The sequence below is a fragment of the Nocardia carnea genome, from assembly GCF_029868325.1.
GTDB lineage: Bacteria > Actinomycetota > Actinomycetes > Mycobacteriales > Mycobacteriaceae > Nocardia > Nocardia carnea_C.
This window is the reverse complement of sequence record NZ_JARWNW010000241.1, coordinates 42047-63754: the sequence shown is the minus strand read 5'-3', so window position 1 is coordinate 63754 and position 21708 is coordinate 42047. Positions and strand designations below refer to the sequence as shown.

The 21708-nt window shown below is 68.4% G+C and carries 20 protein-coding genes; 14 read left to right on the top strand and 6 right to left on the bottom strand.

The window, feature by feature from the left end; translation table 11 throughout:
• Positions 1-115: 115 nt before the first annotated feature.
• Positions 116-2068, bottom strand: coding sequence for a gamma-glutamyltransferase family protein (locus QH196_RS21185; protein ID WP_280417550.1), 1953 nt, complete (start codon positions 2066-2068; stop codon positions 116-118).
• Between the two features lie 183 nt (positions 2069-2251).
• On the opposite strand from QH196_RS21185, the gene uvrC reads away from it, so the two are divergent.
• The 4 genes from uvrC to whiA all read left to right on the top strand — a co-directional run bounded on the left by uvrC (position 2252) and on the right by whiA (position 7450).
• Entirely contained in the window at positions 2252-4294 is a 2043-nt protein-coding gene (gene uvrC, locus QH196_RS21180) for an excinuclease ABC subunit UvrC (protein ID WP_280417549.1), read from the top strand.
• Between the two features lie 245 nt (positions 4295-4539).
• Positions 4540-5415, top strand: a complete 876-nt coding sequence (gene rapZ / locus QH196_RS21175; protein WP_280417563.1) for an RNase adapter RapZ — start codon at positions 4540-4542, stop codon at positions 5413-5415.
• Entirely contained in the window at positions 5412-6476 is a 1065-nt protein-coding gene (locus QH196_RS21170; RefSeq protein ID WP_280417548.1) for a gluconeogenesis factor YvcK family protein, read from the top strand. The genes rapZ and QH196_RS21170 overlap by 4 nt, the downstream gene beginning before the upstream one ends.
• Complete coding sequence (gene whiA / locus QH196_RS21165) at positions 6473-7450, top strand: DNA-binding protein WhiA (protein ID WP_174375588.1); 978 nt, start codon at positions 6473-6475, stop codon at positions 7448-7450. The genes QH196_RS21170 and whiA overlap by 4 nt, the downstream gene beginning before the upstream one ends.
• A 212-nt stretch (positions 7451-7662) precedes the next feature.
• Here whiA and QH196_RS21160 read toward each other — a convergent pair whose 3' ends face one another.
• Positions 7663-8271, bottom strand: a complete 609-nt coding sequence (locus QH196_RS21160; protein WP_280417547.1) for a GNAT family N-acetyltransferase — start codon at positions 8269-8271, stop codon at positions 7663-7665.
• Between the two features lie 283 nt (positions 8272-8554).
• Here QH196_RS21160 and gap point away from each other — a divergent pair, with 283 nt between their 5' ends.
• Genes gap through tpiA form a run of 3 tightly spaced genes read left to right on the top strand, consistent with a single transcriptional unit; the run spans position 8555 to position 11590 of the window.
• On the top strand, positions 8555-9574 hold the full coding sequence (gap, locus tag QH196_RS21155; protein ID WP_280417546.1) for a type I glyceraldehyde-3-phosphate dehydrogenase: 1020 nt from the start codon (positions 8555-8557) through the stop codon (positions 9572-9574).
• Between the two features lie 7 nt (positions 9575-9581).
• Complete coding sequence (locus QH196_RS21150) at positions 9582-10805, top strand: phosphoglycerate kinase (RefSeq protein ID WP_280417545.1); 1224 nt, start codon at positions 9582-9584, stop codon at positions 10803-10805.
• Positions 10805-11590, top strand: coding sequence for a triose-phosphate isomerase (gene tpiA / locus QH196_RS21145; RefSeq protein ID WP_280417544.1), 786 nt, complete (start codon positions 10805-10807; stop codon positions 11588-11590). The genes QH196_RS21150 and tpiA overlap by 1 nt, the downstream gene beginning before the upstream one ends.
• Here the strand turns inward: tpiA and QH196_RS21140 are convergent.
• Positions 11532-13160 (bottom strand): MFS transporter, encoded by a 1629-nt coding sequence (locus QH196_RS21140; protein ID WP_280417543.1) that lies wholly within the window; start codon positions 13158-13160, stop codon positions 11532-11534. The genes tpiA and QH196_RS21140 overlap by 59 nt on opposite strands.
• Before the next feature lie 284 nt (positions 13161-13444).
• Between QH196_RS21140 and QH196_RS21135 the strand changes: the two genes are divergently transcribed.
• Positions 13445-14038 (top strand): TetR/AcrR family transcriptional regulator, encoded by a 594-nt coding sequence (locus QH196_RS21135; RefSeq protein WP_280417542.1) that lies wholly within the window; start codon positions 13445-13447, stop codon positions 14036-14038.
• 140 nt (positions 14039-14178) lie between these two features.
• The gene (locus QH196_RS21130) at positions 14179-14472 is read left to right on the top strand and encodes a hypothetical protein (RefSeq protein WP_280417541.1); all 294 of its coding nucleotides are present in this window, start codon (positions 14179-14181) and stop codon (positions 14470-14472) included.
• Positions 14473-14544: 72 nt separating this feature from the next.
• Here QH196_RS21130 and QH196_RS21125 read toward each other — a convergent pair whose 3' ends face one another.
• Positions 14545-15342, bottom strand: a complete 798-nt coding sequence (locus tag QH196_RS21125) for an META domain-containing protein (RefSeq protein WP_280417540.1) — start codon at positions 15340-15342, stop codon at positions 14545-14547.
• Between the two features lie 52 nt (positions 15343-15394).
• On the opposite strand from QH196_RS21125, the gene QH196_RS21120 reads away from it, so the two are divergent.
• On the top strand, positions 15395-17002 hold the full coding sequence (locus tag QH196_RS21120) for an MFS transporter (RefSeq protein WP_280417539.1): 1608 nt from the start codon (positions 15395-15397) through the stop codon (positions 17000-17002).
• A gap of 14 nt (positions 17003-17016) precedes the next feature.
• Complete coding sequence (gene secG / locus QH196_RS21115) at positions 17017-17250, top strand: preprotein translocase subunit SecG (protein ID WP_280417538.1); 234 nt, start codon at positions 17017-17019, stop codon at positions 17248-17250.
• A 3-nt stretch (positions 17251-17253) separates the two neighbouring features.
• Here secG and QH196_RS21110 read toward each other — a convergent pair whose 3' ends face one another.
• Entirely contained in the window at positions 17254-18102 is an 849-nt protein-coding gene (locus QH196_RS21110) for an SDR family NAD(P)-dependent oxidoreductase (RefSeq protein WP_280417537.1), read from the bottom strand.
• Positions 18103-18198: 96 nt separating this feature from the next.
• On the opposite strand from QH196_RS21110, the gene QH196_RS21105 reads away from it, so the two are divergent.
• Together QH196_RS21105 and QH196_RS21100 are read left to right on the top strand one after the other, a co-directional pair.
• Entirely contained in the window at positions 18199-19122 is a 924-nt protein-coding gene (locus QH196_RS21105; RefSeq protein WP_432279527.1) for an alpha/beta fold hydrolase, read from the top strand.
• Between the two features lie 90 nt (positions 19123-19212).
• The gene (locus tag QH196_RS21100; protein WP_280417535.1) at positions 19213-19881 is read left to right on the top strand and encodes an HAD family hydrolase; all 669 of its coding nucleotides are present in this window, start codon (positions 19213-19215) and stop codon (positions 19879-19881) included.
• A 79-nt stretch (positions 19882-19960) separates the two neighbouring features.
• Here the strand turns inward: QH196_RS21100 and QH196_RS21095 are convergent, their stop codons facing one another.
• Positions 19961-20788: a class I SAM-dependent methyltransferase gene (locus tag QH196_RS21095; protein ID WP_280417534.1), complete on the bottom strand. Its 828-nt coding sequence runs from the start codon at positions 20786-20788 to the stop codon at positions 19961-19963.
• 70 nt (positions 20789-20858) lie between these two features.
• Here QH196_RS21095 and QH196_RS21090 point away from each other — a divergent pair, with 70 nt between their 5' ends.
• Positions 20859-21458 (top strand): TetR/AcrR family transcriptional regulator, encoded by a 600-nt coding sequence (locus QH196_RS21090; RefSeq protein ID WP_280417533.1) that lies wholly within the window; start codon positions 20859-20861, stop codon positions 21456-21458.
• Positions 21459-21708 lie beyond the last annotated feature (250 nt).

Here is a 21708-nt window from a genome sequence, read left to right as displayed (position 1 = left end):
ATCGCACAACCGCTACCGGCTGGCAACCTTATTGCGGTGTTCGGCGAGGCACCTCACACTCGCGGGGTCCCGGGGGCCGGGCGTAAGCGCTGGTCCCGGTGTGTGGTGGCTCGGATCAGCGCGTATCACCCAAGACTTCGCCTTCACGCCGTGGGTCGGCGCCGCCGATCCAATGATTCTCACCGTCGCGGCTCAGGACACTGAGCCCGCTCGTCTGCGGCGCCACCGATACCTGGTGACCCAGCTCGCGCAAGGCGGTGACGAGAGGATCGTGGGCGCCGTCGTCGCGCGTATCGATCGCGGGATGCTCCCCGCCCACGCCGGTGAGCGGGGTGTTCGCGGCACCGAACGATACAGCCGAGACCGCCTGCTGCGGATCCAGACCCCAATCCAGCATGCCCACCAGGGTTTTCACCACGAACTGGATGATCACCGAACCACCCGGTGAGCCGACCACATGGGTCAGGGTGCCGGGCCCCGTACCGGGCCCGGGGTCGAAGACCAGGGTCGGGCTCATGGAGCTGCGTGGGCGTTTACCCGGTTCGACCCGATTCGCCACGGGAACGCCGGCGGTATCGACCGGATCGGCCGAGAAGTCGGTGAGCTGGTTGTTCAGCAGGAATCCGTCGACCATGTGGAAGGAGCCGAACGCCGATTCCACGGTGGTGGTCATGGCCGCGGCATTGCCGTAGGAATCGACCACCGAGATATGGCTGGTGCCGTGCTCAGGGGTCTGGGGTCCGGCTCCCAGCGTGGTGGCGCCGAAGTCGCCGGCCCGGGCGGTGCCCATACTGCGGCCCGGATCGATGAGCCCGGCCCGCTCGCGCAGATACTCCGGGTCGACCAGGGTCTGCGGGGAATCGCCGGGCGGGGGAACATACTCCGGATCGGCGATGTATTTGTCGCGGTCGGCGTACGCGAGCCGCTCGGCCTCCGCGATCAGATGGACGGCCTCGGCGCGCGGGACGCCGCCGTTGTTGTCGACCCATTCGGGCGGCAGGGCCGGGATATCGAAGTTCTCCAGTATGCCGAGGGTGGCCGCGACGGTAGTGCCGCCGGAGGAGGGCCCCGGCATACCGCAGATTTCGTGTTCCCGGTAGCCGGTGCACAGCGGTGTTCGCTTCACCGCCCGATAGCCGGCCAGATCCGCGGCTGTCAGCGCACCGGGAGTGCGGCCGCCGGTGCTCGCCGCGGTGGCGGCGACGATATCCTGCGCGATCGGCCCGGTGTAGAAGGCGTCGGCGCCCTCGCTGGCCAGTGTGCTCAAGGTTTTCGACAGGGCCGGATTGGTGAGGACCGTCCCGGCCGGTTTGGGGGAACCATTCGGTTCGAGGAAGTATTCGGCGGCCGCCGGATCGCGGGCAAGTTCGGGCGCGGATTCGGCGATCTGCCCGGCCAGCCGCGGACTGATCTCGAACCCGTGATCGGCCAGTGCGATGGCGGGGTCGAACAGTTCGCGCCAGGCGGTCTGCCCGTGCTCGGCATGCACCGTCCCCAGCATGCGCACGACCCCCGGGACCCCGATGGAGCGCCCGCTGGCGCGGGCATCCGGCTGTGGTTCGGTGCGGTCGGTATCGCTGATCCAGCGCAGATAGTTCTCCGTGGCCGCTGCCGGGGCGGTCTCCCGCCCGTCGTAGGCCTCGACGGTGGCGTTCTCGGCGTTGTAGTACAGCAGGAAAGCGCCACCACCGAGCCCGGAAGCCTGCGGTTCGGTGATTCCGAGCACGGTTTGTGCGGTGATCAGCGCATCCGCCGCGGTACCGCCGGCGCGCAGGACCTCGCAGGCGGCGCGGGTGGCATGCGAGTTGGCGGTGGATACGGCATATCCGGTGGTGCGCACGGCGGTCATATCGGACCGGTAGCCGGAGGCGATCTCCGGGTTGGTCGCCAGATCGCGGGTCGCCGGTGCCGCCGAACCGGTGCCGGGGGCGGCGGTGACAGCCGTGCCGTTGGGCACCGGCGTGCACGGGCCCGCGGCATCGGTCTCGCTGGAACATCCGCTGAGGGATGCGACCACGAGTAGGCCCGTAATCGTCAGTGCGTACCGAATCCGTTGTACCGGGCGCATATTCCGCACTGTAGCCGTCAGGTACGACAGTTGGCGGCCGAACCACCGAGCTCGCGTGCCGGCGGGGGACCGGCGGAATCGATCTTCCGGGAGCGGACACCGGCGGCTCCCTCCGGTGGCGGGCGGTACCGGCTCCCCGCCCGGCGGCGAAGTCTGTCCGAGGTCGCTACTAACCTTGGACCCGTGGCAGATCCCGCGACGTACCGGCCGCAGCCGGGCAGTATTCCGCTCGAACCCGGTGTCTACAAATTCCGTGACTCCTACGGGCAGGTCGTCTACGTCGGCAAGGCGAAAAGTCTGCGTAATCGGCTCAACTCGTATTTCGCCGATGTGGCCGCATTACATCCGCGGACGCGGCAAATGGTCACCACCGCCGCGAGCGTGGAATGGACCGTGGTTTCCACCGAGGTCGAAGCGCTGCAGCTGGAATACAACTGGATCAAGGAATTCGATCCCCGATTCAACGTCCGCTACCGCGACGACAAATCCTATCCGGTGCTGGCCGTCACCCTGAACGAGGAATATCCACGGCTTTTCGTTTACCGCGGTGCACGGAAGAAAGGGGTCCGCTATTTCGGGCCCTATGCCCATGCGTGGGCGATCCGGGAAACCCTCGATCTGCTGCTCCGTGTTTTTCCGGCCCGCACCTGCTCGACCGGGGTGTTCAAACGGCACGGGCAGATCGGGCGCCCCTGCCTGCTCGGATATATCGACAAATGTTCGGCGCCGTGTGTAGGCCGGGTTTCCGCGGACGAGCACCGGCGTATCGTCGACGATTTCTGTGATTTCCTGGCCGGGCGCACCGACCGGATGGTCAAGGAATTGGAACGCCGGATGCATACCGCCTCCGAGGACCTCGATTTCGAAACCGCGGCCCGGCTCCGCGACGATGTGCAGGCCCTGCGCCGGGCACTGGAAAAACAGGCCGTGGTACTCGGCGACGGTACCGATGCCGATGTGATCGCTTTCGCCGGCGACGATCTGGAGGTCGCGGTGCAGGTCTTCCATGTGCGCGCCGGCCGGGTGCGCGGCCAGCGCGGCTGGGTGGTGGACAAATCCGGGGATGCGGCAGACACCCCCGACCAGGGTGGAGAGCTGGCCGCGCTGGTGGAACAGTTCCTCACCCAGTTCTACGGTGAGCAGGCCGCCGTCGCCGCGCAGACCGCCGGAGAACAACCCGCGGCGGTCGTACCGCGGGAGGTCCTGGTACCGGAGGTGCCCGCCGATGTCGACGAGGTCCAGCGCTGGCTGTCGCACCTGCGCGGCAGCGCCGTGCGGGTGCGGGTACCGCAGCGCGGCGACAAGAAGGCCCTCGCCGATACCGTCGCCCGCAATGCCACCGAGGCGCTGGCCCAGCACAAACTCCGCCGGGCCGGCGATCTGACCTCGCGTTCGGTGGCGCTGCAGGATATCCAGGACGCCCTCGACCTCGATACCGCCCCGCTGCGGATCGAATGCGTCGATATCAGTCATGTCCAGGGCACCGATGTGGTGGCCTCGCTGGTGGTGTTCGAGGACGGACTGCCCAAGAAATCCGATTACCGGCACTATGCGATCCGGGAGGCGGCCGGCGGGGGCCGGTCCGATGACGTCGCCAGTATCGCCGAGGTCACCCGGCGCCGGTTCCTGCGGTTGCGCCGGGAACGTGATGCCACCGAACAGGCCGATCTCGCCGGTACGGCCGAGGTACCCGAGTTCGGGACCGCGCCCGGGGCCGAAGACCTCGCCGAGGAGGAGATCACCACCCGGCCCGGAATCGATCCGAAGACCGGGCGCCCCCGCAAGTTCGCCTATCCGCCGAATCTGTACGTCGTCGACGGTGGCGCACCGCAGGTCGCGGCCGCGGCCGAGGTCCTCGACGAGCTCGGGATCACCGATGTCGCGGTGGTGGGGCTGGCGAAACGGCTCGAAGAGGTCTGGGTACCGGGCGAACCGGACCCGGTGATCCTGCCTCGCACCAGTGAGGCGCTCTACCTGCTGCAACGCGTGCGTGACGAAGCCCACCGCTTCGCCATCACTTTCCATCGCAGTAAACGATCCCGGCGGATGACGGCGTCCGCGCTGGATTCGGTGCGCGGGCTCGGCGCGGCTCGCCGTACCGCGCTGGTCACGCATTTCGGGTCGGTGGCGCGGTTGAAGGAGGCGACCGTGGAGGAGATCATCGAGGTGCCCGGGATCGGCCGGGCCACCGCGGAGGCGGTGCTGGCCGCCCTGCAGGACCGATAGCCTCCGGCGCGGCGCACGGCGCAACAGCGCGGTGACCGGCGCGGGTCACGTACGTTTGTTCCTGCGCCCGCGCGGCCGTGTTCCTGCGCTCCGGGACAGGGTCCGGGCGTACGCGCTACAGCAGGGTGACCGAAACGCATTCCCGAACAAGATCCGGGTGGTACATGACTCGCGTCGAATCGAACAGCAGTACGAAAGTGGTGCCGGGTGGGGGACCGGGTGCGGGGACCCCGGTCGAGGTCGTGATGGTGACCGGGTTGTCCGGTGCCGGGCGGGGGACCGCCGCGCGAGTTCTGGAGGATCTCGGCTGGTACGTCACCGATAACCTGCCGCCGGAACTGATCGGGCGGATGGTCGAACTCGGTGCTTCCGCGGATCCGCCCATCCGGCGGCTGGCGATCGTGATGGATGTGCGCAGCCGCTTCTTCACCGGCGATCTCCCCGCGGTCACCGACCAGCTGCGCGCCCGCGGCGTACCGACCCGGATCCTGTTCCTGGAAGCCTCCGACGATGTGCTGATCCGCCGGTTCGGGTTCGCCCGGCGCCGGCACCCGCTGCAGAACGACAGTGCCGATGGCACCCTGTCGGCCGGGATCGCCGCCGAACGGGTCCGGCTCGCCGGCGTGAAGGCCGCCGCCGATGTGGTCATCGACACCACGGAACTGTCGATCCACCAGTTGCACCGGAAACTGGAGGAGGTCTACGGCGGCGGCACGCCCGCCGCACTGCAGCTGACCGTGCAATCGTTCGGATTCAAGTACGGTGTCCCGCTGGACGCGGACATGGTGCTGGATGTGCGTTTCCTGCCCAACCCGCACTGGGTACCAGAACTTCGGCAGCACACCGGTCAGGAATCGGTGGTCAGTGACTATGTGCTGTCGCGTCCGGGGGCCGAGGACTATCTGCGGACCTGCGAGCATCTGATCGAGCTGACCACCCAGGGTTACCGCCAAGAGGGGAAGCGATACATGACCGTCGCAGTGGGCTGTACCGGCGGCAGACATCGCAGTGTCGCGATCGCCGAGGCCCTCGGTCAGCTGGCGGGCCGCAGCATCGACAACGATGCGGACGGCCCGGTCGATACGGTGCGGGTACTGCACCGGGATCTGGGGCGCGAATGAGCGGCCTCGATTCCGGTTCCGAGACTCGCCGCGGTCCCGAAGTCGTCGCACTCGGCGGCGGACACGGGCTCTACGCCACCCTGTCGGCGGTGCGCCGGCTGACCCGGCGGATCAGCGCGGTCGTCACCGTCGCCGACGACGGCGGCTCTTCCGGCCGGCTGCGTCGCGAATTGGGGGTCCCGCCGCCCGGCGATCTGCGGATGGCCCTGGCCGCGCTGGCGGCCGACGCCGACGGTGTCCTCACCCGGACCGTGCAGCACCGGTTCGGCGGTACCGGCGCGCTGGCGGGGCATTCGGTCGGCAATCTGCTGCTGGCCGGGCTCACCGAGGTGCTGGGTGATCCGGTGGCCGCCCTCGACAAGGTCGGTGAGCTGCTCGGCATCAGCGGCCGGGTACTGCCCATGTCGACCCTCCCGCTCGATATCGAGGCCGATGTCTCGGGGTTGGAAACCGACCCGCGGGTCAGCCGCTGTATTCGCGGTCAGGTGGCCGTGGCCACGACCCCCGGCAAAGTGCGCCGGGTGCGGTTGCTGCCCGCCGACCCGCCCGCCTGCGCCGAGGCCACCGCCGCCATCGAACAAGCGGATGCGGTGGTCCTCGGGCCCGGATCGTGGTTCACCAGTGTTATCCCGCATCTGCTGGTGCCCGGCCTGCGCGATGCACTGGTGCATACCCGGGCGCGTAAGGTGCTGATTCTGAACCTGGTCGCACAGCCCGGTGAGACGGCGGGTTTCTCCGCCGAACGTCATCTGCATGTATTGTCCCAGCACGCACCGGATTTCGCGGTCGACGAGGTTCTGGTCGATTCCGGGTGCGTACCGGAGGGACGCGAGCGCGAACATGTGGCCAGAGCGGCCGGGCAACTGCGGGCACGAGTAGTCTTTTCCGATGTCGCCGACGCGGGAACGGCCCGGCACGATGCCGGAAAGCTCGCCGCCGCACTGGATCAACTGATCCACGAGCCCCGTCCGGCGTTGCCGGGGCTTCGAGTCGAGGGACGGCACATGGGTCAGGATGTGCGGTCCGGGTTGGGTGGAAAGGAGCACGTCTCGTGGCGATGACAGCCGAAGTGAAAGACGAGCTGAGCCGGCTCGCCGTAACACAGGTGAGTGCGCGTAAAGCCGAACTGTCCGCCCTGCTGCGTTTCGCCGGCGGTCTGCATATCGTCGGCGGGCGGGTGATCGTCGAAGCCGAAGTCGATATGGGGTCCATCGCGCGGCGGCTGCGGCGGGAGATCTTCGAACTCTACGGATACGGGTCGGATGTGCATGTGCTCAGTGCCGGTGGCCTGCGCAAATCCTCCCGGTACGTGGTCCGGGTGGCGAAAGAGGGCGAAGCCCTCGCGCGCCAGACCGGACTGCTGGATGTGCGCGGCCGGCCGGTGCGCGGGCTACCCGCCCAGGTCGTCGGCGGCAGTGTCGCCGATGCCGAGGCAGCGTGGCGCGGCGCCTTCCTGGCCCACGGTTCGCTCACCGAACCCGGCCGCTCCTCGGCACTCGAGGTGAGCTGCCCGGGGCCGGAGGCGGCGTTGGCGCTGGTGGGCGCCGCGCGGCGGCTCGGTATCTCGGCCAAGGCGCGGGAGGTGCGCGGCACCGACCGGGTCGTGGTCCGCGACGGCGAGGCGATCGGGGCGCTGCTCACCCGGATGGGCGCGCAGGACACCCGGCTCACCTGGGAGGAACGCCGGATGCGGCGTGAGGTCCGCGCCACCGCCAACCGGCTCGCCAACTTCGACGACGCCAACCTGCGGCGTTCGGCACGCGCCGCGGTTGCGGCGGCGGCCCGGGTCGAGCGTGCGCTGGAACTGCTCGGCGACGACGTTCCGGACCATCTGGCGGCGGCGGGGAAGCTACGTGTCGAACACCGGCAGGCCTCCCTCGAGGAACTCGGTCAGCTCGCCGACCCGCCGATGACCAAGGACGCCGTGGCCGGACGGATCCGGCGCCTGCTGTCCATGGCCGACCGGCGGGCCAAGGAACTCGGCGTGCCGGATACCGAATCGGCGGTTACGGCCGAACTACTCGACGACGCCTGAGCCGCCGTACGCCCCGGACCGGTGGCCGGGGCGTTGCGTTGCGGTGGTGCGCGGGCCCGGTGGTCCTGGGCTTCCCGGCGCGCGGCCGCAGCCCTCGGCGTCCGAGTACACGGGACTTCACCCGGGCGCGACCGTGTCGAGGAAGCCACGGCGGCGTCGGTGGCCGTCTCACCCGCAGGGTTCGCTTTCGGCTGCCTGGTGGACAGGAACCGCTACGGCCGGCGGAGCATGCACCAGGTCAGGGGGCCGCCGTCGGGGATATCCACTTCTGCGGTCACGTGGAAACCGAGGTGTTCGTAGAAGCGCACGTTCTGCGGGGTGGACGTCTCCAGGAACGCCGCGACACCTTCGCGTTCGGCGGCGGCCAGGCCGGGCTCGATCACGGCGCGGCCCAGTCCGCTGCCGCGGCGGGCCGGGTCGACGCCCACGGTGCCGAGGAACCAGACGGGTTCGGCCGGGCGGTGCGGCTGCATCGCCGCCTCCGCCGCCGCATGCGCCTCGGCGCGGTCACCGGCCAATTCGGTGAAGCGGGGTGCGAGTTCGGTGAATACCGCGCCGGCATCGGTGGCGGGGGTGGTCCAGACGGCGACCGCGTCACCGTCGTCGGCGACCCATACCCTGCCGTGGGGTAAGCCGATGCGGGTGAGGAAGAGTTCCTGGAACTCGGCCAGCCGGCGTTCGTGCCCGTCCGCGGCGATGGTGTGCCGGGTCCAGGGGTAGTCGGCGAAGGCCCGGGTGAGGCTTCTGGTGGCCCGGGGGATATCGGCGGAAGTGGCCGGACGCACGTGCGGCCCGGAATCGGTGCGAGGTGAATTGGACATCCCCACCATCCTGCGGTGCGGCGCCCCGGAGTTGCCAGCGATTTACGGAGCCGGTCCCGGTCGTATGCCGCCTTCGGAGTTGCGGATTCCGGCCGGAGCTGCGCTTGCCCGCCGGATCCGGCACGCCCCGGCCCGACACGCGGAGGTAGCGCCCCGGACGAGGTCCGGGCCTGCCCGGATAGCCGGTGCTCACGAACACCAGGGGTGTGTCGGAGAGAGGACCCACAGGCATTAGTGTGGGTGGTGTCGGAATCATCCGCTTGACAGCTGAGGAGCGAGAAACGTGACTGTCCGGGTAGGTATCAACGGCTTCGGCCGTATCGGACGTAACTTCTTCCGGGCGGTGGAGGCGCAGAAAGCGCTCGGCACCACCGATATCGAGATCGTGGCGGTCAACGACCTCACCGACAACGCGACTCTGGCCACCCTGCTGAAATACGATTCGATCCTCGGCCGGCTGCCGAAGGATGTTTCGCTGGACGGCGAGGACACCATCGTGGTCGGTGACCAGCGCATCAAGGCGCTGGCCATCAAGGAGGGCCCGGCGGCGCTGCCGTGGGGCGATCTGGGTGTCGATGTCGTCGTCGAGTCCACCGGTATCTTCACCGACGCCACCAAGGCCAAGGGCCACCTGGCCGCCGGTGCCAAGAAGGTCATCATCTCCGCGCCCGCCAAGGGCGAGGACATCACCATCGTGATGGGCGTCAACGACGACAAGTACGACGGTAGCCAGAACATCATCTCCAACGCGTCCTGCACCACCAACTGCCTGGGCCCGCTGGCGAAGGTGCTGAACGACGAGTTCGGCATCGTCAAGGGTCTGATGACCACCATCCATGCCTACACGCAGGACCAGAACCTGCAGGACGGCCCGCACAAGGATCTGCGTCGCGCCCGCGCCGCCGCGGTGAACATCGTGCCGACCAGCACCGGTGCGGCCAAGGCCATCGGCCTGGTGCTGCCCGAGCTCAACGGTAAGCTCGACGGCTACTCGCTGCGTGTCCCGATCCCCACGGGTTCGATCACCGACCTGACCGCCGATCTGCAGAAGAAGGCCACGGTCGACGAGATCAACGCGGCGTTCAAGGCCGCCGCGGAAGGTCCGCTGAAGGGCATCCTGAAATACAACGTGGACCCGATCGTCTCCAGCGATATCGTCACCGATCCGCATTCCTCGATCTACGACGCGCCGCTGACCAAGGTCATCGACGACCAGGTGAAGGTCTACTCCTGGTACGACAACGAGTGGGGCTACTCCAACCGCCTCGCCGACCTCATCGGCCTCGTCGGCAAGTCCCTCTAGGACCGGCGTGAGCATCAAAACTCTGGACGATCTCCTCGCCGAGGGCGTCGAGGGCCGCGGCGTACTGGTGCGTTCCGACCTCAACGTGCCCCTCGACAACGGCGAGATCACCGATCCGGGCCGGATCATCGCCTCGGTGCCGACCATCCGCGCACTGGTGGAAGCCGGTGCGAAGGTGGTCGTCACCGCGCATCTCGGCCGTCCGAAGGGTGCCCCGGATCCGGCGCTGTCGCTGGCGCCGGTGGCGGCCCGCCTGGCCGCCGAGTTGGGCCGCAATGTGCAGCTCGCCGGTGATGTGGTGGGGCAGGACGCGCTCGCGCGCTCCGAGGGCCTCACCGACGGCGATGTACTGCTGCTGGAGAACATCCGGTTCGATCCGCGCGAGACCAGCAAGGACGACGCCGACCGCGCGAAACTGGCCGCCGCGCTGGTGGAACTGGTCGGCGACGACGGCGCGTTCGTCTCCGACGGTTTCGGTGTGGTGCACCGGAAGCAGGGGTCGGTGTACGACGTGGCGAAACTGCTGCCGCACTATGCGGGCACGCTCGTCGCCGCGGAGGCCGATGTGCTGGCCAAGCTCACCGAATCCACCGACCGCCCCTACGCGGTCGTGCTCGGTGGGTCGAAGGTCTCGGACAAGCTGGCCGTGATCGAGGCACTGGCCCCCAAGGTCGACACCCTGGTCATCGGCGGCGGGATGTGCTTCACCTTCCTGGCCGCGGAGGGGCTGTCCGTCGGTTCCTCGCTGCTGCAGGAGGAGATGATCGATACCTGTAAGCAGCTGCTGGACCGCTACGCCGATGTCATCCATCTGCCGCGCGATATCGTTGTCGCCGATTCTTTCGCCGCGGACGCGGAATCGAAGGTCGTACCGTGCCACGAGATCCCGCACGGCTGGATGGGCCTGGATATCGGCCCGGAATCGGTGCAGCGTTTCGCCGCACTGCTCACCGAGGCGCGCACGGTGTTCTGGAACGGCCCGATGGGCGTGTTCGAGTTCGACAAGTTCGCGGCCGGTACCCGCGGTGTGGCCGAGGCGATCGCCAAGGCCACCGGTAAGGGCGCGTTCACCGTTGTCGGTGGTGGCGATTCCGCGGCGGCCGTGCGGGCACTCGGTATTCCGGAGAGCGATTTCTCGCATATCTCCACCGGTGGTGGTGCCTCGCTGGAGTACCTGGAAGGTAAGACGCTGCCCGGCATCAGCGTGCTCGACGATGCGGAGGACGCGTAATGGCTCGGAAACCGCTGATCGCGGGCAACTGGAAGATGAACCTCAATCACCTCGAGGCCATCGCCCTGGTGCAGAAGATCGCGTTCGCGCTGCCGGACAAGTACTTCGACAAGGTCGATGTCACGGTGATTCCGCCGTTCGTGGATATCCGCAGCGTGCAGACGCTGATCGAAGGCGACAAACTGCGGATCACCTACGGTGCGCAGGATGTTTCGGTGCACGAATCCGGTGCCTACACCGGCGAGGTCAGCGCGGCCATGCTGGCCAAGCTGGGGTGCCGGTTCGCGGTGGTCGGGCATTCCGAGCGCCGGCAGTACCACAACGAGGACGACGCCACGGTGCTTGCCAAGGCGAAGCAGGCGCTGAAGCACGGGATCACCCCGATCGTCTGCATCGGTGAGGGCCTCAACGTCCGTGAGGCGGGCACCCATGTCGAGTACAACCTTGAACAGTTGCGGGGCTCGCTGAAGGGCTTGAAGCCCGAGGAGATCGCGAAGGTCGTCATCGCCTACGAACCCGTGTGGGCGATCGGCACCGGAAAGGTCGCCACCCCGGACGACGCGCAGCAGGTGTGCGGCGCCATCCGTGGCGAGCTCGGCCGGCTGGCCGGAGGCGAGGTCGCCGAGACCGTGCGGGTGCTCTACGGCGGTTCGGTGAACGCCAAGAATGTCGGTGAGCTGAGCAAGCAGACCGATATCGACGGTGCACTGGTGGGCGGAGCGTCGCTCAAGGGCGACGAGTTCGCCACGCTGTCCGCAATTGCCGCGGGTGGTCCGCTGCCCTGAGCAGCTGAAGAATTCGAGGCCCGCCGGATACCGACCCGGCGGGCCTCGGTGTTTGCGGTGGTCCGGGTGCCCAGAAGGCGAACAGGGCCGCGGCAACGAGACTGATGACCGCGAGGACGAACACCGTCTGGTGCAAGCCGTCGAGGAAGGCGGCCCGGGCGAGGTCGAGCAGTGGTTGCGCTTGCGGGCCGGCCTGCTCGGCGAGCTGGGTGGTGGCGGCGAGAGAGTGCGCGACGGGTTCACGAGCCGGTGCGGGCAGCTGCGGGAGGCTGGGGGCGATACCGGTGCGGTAGCCGGTGGCCAGGACGGTGCCGGCCACGGCGATACCGATGGCCGCGCCGATCTCGCGAGCGGCGTCGTTGACCGCGGCGGCGACGCTGTGCATATCGAGATCGGCGTCGGTCATGATCGCGGTGGTGGCCGGTGCCGCGGCCAGGCCGATTCCGATGCCCACGATGGACAACGGGATCAGTACACCGGGATAACCGGCTTCGGCTGTCAGGCGGGTCAGGAGCAGCAGTCCGGTGGCGAGAACGATCAGGCCGGCGATCGTGGGCAGCCGAAGCCCGTAGCGGGCGGTGAGCCGGGAAGACAACAACGACAGTCCGACGACGGCAACCCCCATGGGCAGGACGGCGACGGCGGCGTGCAGGGGGCTGTATCCCAGGATCAGCTGCAGATACTGCACGACGATCATGAACAGTCCGAAGGTGACGAGGAACTGGACGGCCAGCGATGCGGCGCCACAGCCGAAGCCGCGCCGTGCGAACAGCCGCAAATCCAGCATGGGATACCGGACGCGGAGTTCGGCCAGGATGAACAGCTCGGTGGCGAGCGCGGCGCCCGCCAGACCGGCCAGGATGTAGGGATCACTCCATCCGCGGTCGGCGACCGAGATCAATGACCAGACCAGTAGCGCGATCGCGGTCACCCCGGTGAACGCGCCGAGTGGGTCCAGTCCGGTCGGCGCGGTACTGCGGGATTCGGCCAGGGTGAATCCCGCGGCGGCGAGCACTGCCGCGGCGGCAGCCATGCCGATGAAGATGGACTGCCACGACCACCACTGCAACAGCAGCCCGGAGCCGATCAGACCGAGCAGGCCGCCGGAGCCGGCGGCCCCGGCCCAGACCCCGACTGCCCGTGCCGAGGCCCCCGGCGGAAATGCGGTGGTGATCATGGACAGGGTGGACGGCATGACCAGTGCGGCACCGATACCGGCGAGCACGCGGGCGCCGATGATCCAGTCGACCGACGAAGTGACCGTGGGAATCATCGAGGCGGCCGCGAAGACGAGCAACCCGCTGACCAGCAGCCGGCGCCGGCCGTAGCGGTCGCCCAGGGCGCCGGCGGGCAGGACCAGGCAGGCCAGGGCAAGGGTGTAACCGTCGACGATCCAGGTCGCCTGGGTGTGGTCTGCGCCCGTGGCGATCGAGATCTGCGCCAACGAGGTGTACAGGGCGGCCATCGACGCGATCACCAAGGTGACGGCGAGGCAGGACACGACAAGTGTCCGGCGTTGCGTCCACGACCAGCCACCGACAGGGCGATCCAGCAATTCGGTGGTCGACATCCGATCTCCGTTCGCAATCCGAAGCGCCGCCGGTTTTCGGATACCGGGTGGTAGCCGAAAGCCGGCAGTACGCCGCGCCGAGTAACGGCGGCCCGGCCCGGCGTCCATCGGTCACCGGCGCCGCACCCCGCCTCCACAGTTCTCCCCGGGTAGCGCCCGGACAAGATCTGCGACTGAAGTCGATACACATCGGACAGTCGTTTCGCCCCTTGTTGTCTCAGCACATGCTCGTGAACTGGGCGATATCGGATCCTTCGACGGCATGAATGTCTCATACTGAAGCGATGGCGCGAGACTGGCTACTCGGCGCAGACCGCCACGACACCGCGGCCGACCACATCTACGCCGCGGCCGCGGATCTGATCACGCGGCGCGGTTTCGACGGTCTCGACGTCGATACGGTGGCACGGCACGCGCACTGCTCGCGCGCCACCGTCTACCGCCATACCGGTGGTGTGATCCATCTCCGTGAGACCGTCCTCGCGCGCGCGGCGAACCGTATCGCCGGTGAAGTCGAGCACGCGCTCGGTGACCTCACCGGCCCCGAACGCGTGTACGCGGCCCTCACCGTCACGCTGCGTGAGGTACGTTCCGATCCGATCGTTATCGCGTTCCTCGCCTCGCAGCACGGACCCCGGTCGGTGGTGACCTTCGCCGAATCGCCGGCCCTGCTCGGGATCGTTTCCGAAATGCTGGGCACGCGCCCGGACGACCCGCTCACCGGCGTCTGGTTCATCCGGTCGGTGTTGTCGCTGCTGCTGTGGCCGGCCGACGCCGAATCGGAATCGCAGCTGCTGCAACGCTTTCTCATCCCGGCCCTCTACCGGTGGGAAGATCCGGGCGACACCGGATACCCGGCCGCGCCGCGCGCCCGGTGAGTTCGCCAGGGTGTTCCGGGATGGTGCGACGGGCCCATCGACGGGCGGTTCCGCCCGCTTACCGCAGACCCGGGTGCGGGTCCGGAATACTGCGGTGCTGGACGCGAACAGCCCGCAATTCCGAGCGAAAGGACCAGTGCGTGCGATATATCGTCGAAACCGTGGGTGCCTTCGCCGTCGGCGCCGCGATCACCCTGACCGTTCCGCTCGGCGCCCACGCGGCGTCGGGGGAATTCGTCTACCGCTCACAGCTCGGGGGCCCGGCCGTGCTCGACGATCTCGACCCCGACCGTTGCTACAACACACCGGGCGCGGCCGGAGTTCTCGCCAACGACACCGATATGCACGTGGCAGCGTTTCCCGGGCCCAACTGCGAAGGTGTGCCCATGGACGCCGAAACCCGGGCATTCGAGAGCGTGGTGTTCAGCCCGTAGCCCGCGACCGGATCGCGGCCGCCGTTACGGAGGTGCGAACCCGGTCGTGTGCGAGCCGTTCCGGCAGTCGGCCTACCGGGCGCGTAGCACAAGACCGTGGCCGTTGGCGTTGCGCAGGGTGAGGGTATCGGCATCGACGGTGGCCTGTGCCGTGCCGTCCAGGGCGGCGAGTACCGCGCGTTCCACCTCCATGACCTCGGGCGTGCACATCATCCGGGTGGTGGCCGCGGTGAACGCGATATCGGCGCCGGCCGGGGTTTCGGTGATCTCGGCGCGGCCCGTCAGCCGGTTGCAGCCGGCGAACCCGGTGAGCCCGCCGTCCTCGGCGATGGTGAGGTGGGGCCGCACTTCGTCGATCGTGCGCGACGATACGCGGGCCTGCGGGGTGAGCAGCGTGGTGACGCCCCATTCGGTACCGCGGATCGGCCGGTCCGGTTGCACCACTTTCTTATCCGTGAGGACCACCGTCGACTTCTTGCCGACCAGCGTCAGCCGGTCGCGGTCGAGCTCCCACGTCGGCTCGCCGCGCAGCAGTTCGCCCACCCAGGTATCGGATCCGGCGCGTTCACCGGGACAGGCGGCGAGGGTGCTCGCGAGTTCGGAAACGTGCAGCACGTGATCGTGGAGATCCACGGCGCCGCTGTGTTTGTTGCAGCCGGCGTCGGCGGTGATCCGGCCGTCGGCGAAAACCAGGGTGAGCGGTCCACCGCCCGGGATCGCCGTGCCGGTGACCTCGGTGGAGATATAGGTGTGGCCCATCGGCGTCGCCTCGGGGGCCGCGGGCTCCGGCTCCTCATCGTTCGAGCAGGCCGTGGCGGCCAGCAGGATCAGCGCGAGGGCCGCACCGAATCGGAGCAGTCGTCCGGGCATGCCGCCGATGCTACCCGGCGAGCGTGCGAAATCCCGGCCAGAGCACGCGGCTATGCTGTCCCGAGTGACTACAGCCGCGCCGAAACCAGTTTCCACATGGGCGCCGCTGCGATCCCCGGTCTACCGGGCGCTCTGGATCGCCCAGCTGGTCTCCAATCTCGGCACCTGGATGCAGATGGTGGGCGCCCAGTGGGTGCTGGTCGACGAACCCAATGCGGCGGCGCTGGTGTCGTTCGTCCAGACCGCGACGACGTTGCCGGTGATGATCCTGTCGATACCGTCCGGGGTGCTCGCGGATCTACTGGACCGCCGGCGCCTGCTGCTCGGCGCGCAGTCCACCATGGCGGTGCTGGCGGCGGTCCTGGCGATCGCGACCGCCACCGGCCACACCACGCCCTCGGTGTTGCTCATCCTGTTGTTCCTGCTCGGCTGCGGTCAGGCGGTGGTCGCTCCCTCGTGGCAGGCGATCCAGCCCGAACTGGTCCCACGCGACCAGATTCCGTCCGCGGCGGCGCTGGGCAGTATGAATATGAATATCGGGCGGGCAGTGGGCCCGGCGGTCGCGGGCGTGCTGGTCGCGCTGTCCGGGCCGGCGCTGGTGTTCACCCTGAACGCCTTCTCCTTCTGCGCGATCGTCGGGGCGCTGCTGATGTGGCGGCGGCCGAAGGTGGCGCGCGAATTTCCCACCGAACGCCCGCTGGCGGCGCTGCAGGCCGGGACCCGGTTCATCAAATCGGCACCGGCCATCCGGCGGGTGCTGCTGCGCACCGCGCTGTTCGTCGCCCCCGGTAGCGCGTTGTGGGCGCTGCTACCGGTGATCGCGCGCGATCAGCTGGGCCTGGGATCCTCCGGTTACGGCGTGATGCTCGGCGCGCTCGGAGTGGGGGCGGTGCTCGGCGCGGTGAGCCTGGCGCGGGTGCGGGCCCTGCTCACCCCCACCCAGCAGGTCGCCGTCGCCGCGCTGATGTTCGGTGTGGCCTGCGTCGGAACCGCGCTGCTGCGGGTCGAGGCGCTGGTGCTGATCCTGCTGGTATTCGCCGGTGCGGCCTGGCTGCTCACCCTCTCGACCATGAACGCCACCATGCAGCTGCTGCTCCCCGGATGGGTGCGGGCGCGTGGACTGTCGGTGTACATGCTGGTCTTCATGGCCGGTCAGGCGATCGGTTCGGTGGCGTGGGGTCTGGTCGCCGGCGCCTACGGTGCGGTCACCGCCCTGCTGATCGCCGGTGCGCTGCTCGGGTTGGCCGCGCTCAGCACCGTGTGGCTGCCCATGCGCCAGTTCGCTGCGGGTTTCGATCTGACGCCGCAGGCGTACTGGCCCGAACCGCAGCTGGTGGTGGAACCGGAGCCGGACGACGGCCCGGTGCTGGTGCTCAAGGACTACGACGTACCGGCGGACCGGGTCCCCGAATTCCTCGACGCCATGAGTTACGTGGGCCGGTCCCGGCAGCGCACCGGTGCCATGGAATGGCGGCTGTACCGCGATGTCGGCGCCGAGGACCGCTACGTCGAGGCCTTCGTGGTGCGCTCCTGGTCGGAGCATATGCAGCAGCACAAGGTGCGGCTGACCGCCCAGGACCTGATGCGCGAACGCGCGGTCGCGGAATTCGCCCACGACGAGACGCTCACCCACCTGGTGTCGGTCGGACCGCGCGCATAGATACACTGTCCGGCATGCGGATGTTCCTGGATATCCTCCTGATCGTCACCAGCCTGCTGCTGGTGCTGATGGTGCTGCTGCACCGCGCCAAGGGCGGAGGTCTGTCCAGCCTGTTCGGCGGTGGGACGCAGTCGGCGCTGTCCGGATCGACCGTTGCGGAGAAGAACCTCAACCGCATCACCATCTTCACCGGGCTGATCTGGTTCATCGCGATTCTGGGGATCGGCCTGGAGATCAAGTTCGCCTGATCGTCAGTCGGTCCGGGGTATCCGCCCGTCGATATCGGTGAATCCGTAGTCTTCGGCCAGATCGGCGACTTTCCAGGCCTTACCCGCTCGCTTCTTGCGGTCGGTGTCGGCGGCCAGCGCCACCACCGCGCGGCCCGCGAATCGGGGCGTTTCGGCCTCGTCCAGGTCGAAGCTGCCCTCACCGGGCAAGGTCACGACGCGTTTACCCGTGTCATCGGCGGGCACCAGTTGCAGTAGTTCGGTGGCCACCAGACCGGGCCAGATCGAGACGGCGGTGACCTCGGTATCGGCGAGGTCGCGGGCGAAATCGGCGGTCATCCGGTCCAATGCCGTTTTCGCGACCCCGTAGACGGCGTTGTGCATGGCGCGCTGCGCGCCGGGCGAGGATACGTTCACGAGGAGACCGCTCGCTTTCAGCAGCAACGGTGCCGCGTACACAGCCGCGACGTAATGGGAACGCACCCCGATCCGGAACGTCTCGTCCCAGGCTTTCGGGGGGACATCCCAGAATTTGCGGCCCAGCCAGCGGGCGGCGGCGGGGGAGTTGTAGACGTTGTTGACCAGGACATCGAGCCGGTCGTGTTCGGTGCCGATGCGCTCGAACAGGGCCGCTGTGGCCTCGTCGTCGCCGTGATCACAGACGACGGGTACGCCGGTCCCGCCCAGTTCGTCGATCTGCGCGGCCGTTTCGTGCACCGTGCCCGGAAGCTTGCCGGGCTGCTGCGATCGCCCGGTGACGTATACGGTCGCGCCGGCCGCGCCGAGTTCCAGCGCGATACCTTTGCCGATACCGCGACTCGCACCGGTGACCACGGCGATCCGGTTTTTCAGGGGATGTGGTGTTCCGCTCACAGTCCCGGGACGTTACCGTGAAACTGTAACGCGTTCTAGTATTCGGGAGGTTCCGTGACGCCGATACACCGGTCCATCGATACCGGAGGTGTGCGGATGCACATCACCGAACAGGGGCAGGGCGATCCGGTGATCTTCTGCCACGGATTCCCGCACACCGGGTACGTCTGGCACCGGCAGCTCGCCGCCCTGTCGGCGGCCGGATACCGCGCGATCGCTCCCGATCTGCGCGGCGCCGGGCGCACCGACGCACCCGCGGCCGTCGAGGAGTACACCAACCGGGCCGTGATCGGTGATCTGCTGGCGTTGCTCGACGATATCGGCGCCGAACGAGCGGTGTTCGTGGGTGTCGACTTCGGTGCTGCCCTGCTGTGGGAACTCGGCATGCGGGCACCGGAACGGGTGCGCGGCCTGATGGTTCTGAACAATCCGTTCGCGCCGCGCTCGCCGAAACCGCCCGGGTATTACTGGGCGAAAATGGCCGAACGGCACTTCCTGCATATGCAGTACTTTCAGGAGCCCGGCGTCGCCGACGCCCATCTCGCCGAGCAGCCGCGCGAATTCCTGTCCCGCGTGTACTACGCGCTGAGCGGGGATTACCACTACCTCGATGTCTGGCAGAACCCGCCGGGTATGCGCTATATCGATGCGCTGCCGCAGGCCCCGCAATTACCGTGGCCGTGGCTTCCCGAAGCGGAATTCGACGTCCTGGCCACGGAATTCGAACGCACCGGTTTCACCGGCGGGCTGAACTGGTACCGCGCCCTCGACCGCAACTGGGAGCTGACCGCCGAATACGCGCAGGCCGCCCCCGCCGCGCCGGTGTATTTCGTCTACGGGGAGAACGATCCGGATATGGAGGGGTTCAGCGGCCGCGATCCGCTCGACACCATGCGTGCGACGCTCCCGGACCTGCGGGCGGTCCGGCGCATCCCCGGAGCCGGTCATCTGGTCCAGCTGGAAGCCACCGATGCGGTGAATACTTTCCTGCTCGACAGCCTCCGCGACCTGGGGTCCTGAGGTTCCGCCGGACCCGGTGCGAACGGCGCGTCCACGGCCGCCGGGAAACCGCTCGTCCGCACGCTGTGGGTGCTCCGTAACCTGGCCGGTATGACTGTCCGCGGTGTGCTGTTCGATTTCTCCGGTACCCTCTTCCGATTCGAGCCGGAACTGGACGGGCTGGTCGGACACGACGGAGAAGCTCTCGACGGTGAAGCCCAGGCCGAGGTGGTGCGGCGGATGACGGCACCGGTCGGGCGGCCGGGCGGTCTCCCGGAGCGGCTGCGCGACGAATGGGGACGACGGGACCTGGACCCGCCGCTGCATCGCGAACTGTATCTGGCGGTGCTGCGGGGGTCCGGGGTCGGTAATCCGGAATATCTGTACGAACAACTGCTGTCGGCGGAGGCCTGGCGGCCGTTCCCGGATACGGAGGCCGCCCTGACCGCGGTGGCAGGGGCCGGGATTCCGATCGCCGTGGTCAGCAATATCGCCTGGGATATCCGGCCGGTGTTCAAACGTGCCGGGGTGGCCGAACAGGTCACCGAATTCGTTCTGTCGTATGCCGAGGGGGCGGTGAAACCCGACCCGCGGCTCTTCGATATCGCCTGTCGCCGTATCGGTATCGCCCCCGGTGAGGTACTGATGATCGGTGACAGCTCCGAGGCGGACGGTGCCGCCGCCGAACTGGGCTGTGCGGTCACCCTGGTGGAGCCCGGCCCCGTCGACCAGCGGCCGTGCGCCCTGGTGGATGCGCTCGCCGAGTACGGGATCCGCTGAGGCCCAGCGGTTTCGGCCGAAGTGTTCGACGAACCGGTGACCTGCGCAGGCCCGGGCCCGGGGCGCCTCGGTGGCGGGCTCAGCCGGTCCGCGTGGCAGTCGCCGCGAGCGTGGTGTACGGCATGGTGAAACCGCCGCCGATCTCGTCGATGGCGGCGCCGACACTGTCGAGCACGATAGCCAGCTGGTCCGGTGTGAGCCGGGTGAGTGGGCCGGTGGTGGGCAGATGGTCGAGCCACTGGTCCCGGGTGTAGGACTGCTCCCAGTCGAAACGCCACTGCTCGGGTTCGTCGAATCGGCCCGCCCGGCGGATACCGTCGGCGGCCGCGGCGAACATCTCCCGGTAGGTTTCGAGCGCGGATTTCGCGTCCGCGGCCGCACGGGTGAAGGGGGAATCGGGTGCGACCTTCGCGAAGGCCGCGGCCAGTGCCCGGGTGACTTCGGCGGGGGCGTCGAAAGCATGTCCGAACACGGCTATCCGGCCGCCCGGGCGCAGGACCTGCGCGGCCTTCGCGGGTCCGGCGACCGGGTCTACCCAGTGCCAGGCCTGGCCGGCGACGACCGCATCGAAGGTGCGGCCGGCCGGATCCCAGGCTTCGAACGTGCAGGTTTCGACCTCGACCCCGGTGCCGCGGGCGAATTCGGCCATCCGATCGTCCGGGTCGATACCGAGCACCGTGCAACCGGCCTCCTGGAATTGCCGGGCTTCGATACCGGTGCCGCATCCGATATCGAGAACATCGCGGCCGGGGCTGGTGGCGATGATCCGGGCGATCAGCGCGTCGGGGTAGAGAGGGCGGGCCCGGTCGTAGCGTTGTGGATCGACGCCGAACGATTCGGCGACCTCGCGGTGCCGGTGCGGCTCGGGCTGAGGAGACGAAGCGGAGTCACGCGGTAGAGTGGGCATGCGCCCACATTAATGGGCAAGTGCCCACTAGGCAATCGGTGGGCCGGAAACAGGCGAAGGGACGGACTCGGTGCCGACCGGTGTACATATCCGAGACGCGCGTCAGCAGTTGTTCGACGCGGCCGAACGAATCCTGCTGCGGGACGGGGTGAGCGCGCTGACCAGTCGCGCCGTCACCACCGAAGCCGGCGTGGCGAAAGGTGTCCTGCACCGGTATTTCGCCGATTTCGACGCGTTTCTCGCCGAGCTCGTCGAAGACCGGCTCGCCCGGCTCGCGGACCAGGCGGTGGCCCTGCGTGGGTCCACCGGCACCGGGACCGTCACGGGCAATCTCACCGAGGCCCTGCTCGAACTTTTCGACCCGGTCGCGGTGGCGATCGTCGCCCTGATCGTCGCCCGGGACGAATTGCGCGCGCGACTGCGCCGGAACCGGACGACACCCGGCCTGCCCGTCCTCACCGAGGCCGGCACCATGATCGCCGACTACCTGGCCGAGGAACGCGCGCAGGGCCGTATCGCGGCCGATGCGGATACCGAAACGCTGGCGCTGTCGCTGATCGGTGCCGGACATCTGCTGTTCGCGGGAACCCCGGCACCTCCGGATACCGCGGCGGTCGGCCGGATCGTGGACACACTTATGGCCGATGCCGTACAGCGGCGGCTCCTCTGAGCTGATTCAGCGAACCGATATCCGGCAAACGCGCCGCTCGGCGAGTGGTTGTTCGCAGCGATATGCGGCACTGGGCTGCTGCTCGGCGCACGGTTCGACGGTCCCGGCCCCGGTCGGTGCGGTCTGTCACACCGCAATCAAAGTTGCGTCAACGCCGGCTCGGTTTCCGGGCCCGCCGTCCGACACTCGCCTTCGTGACTGTTTTCTCGCCCCCTGCCGAGCCTGTCCCCGGCCCGCCGCCCCGGGCTGC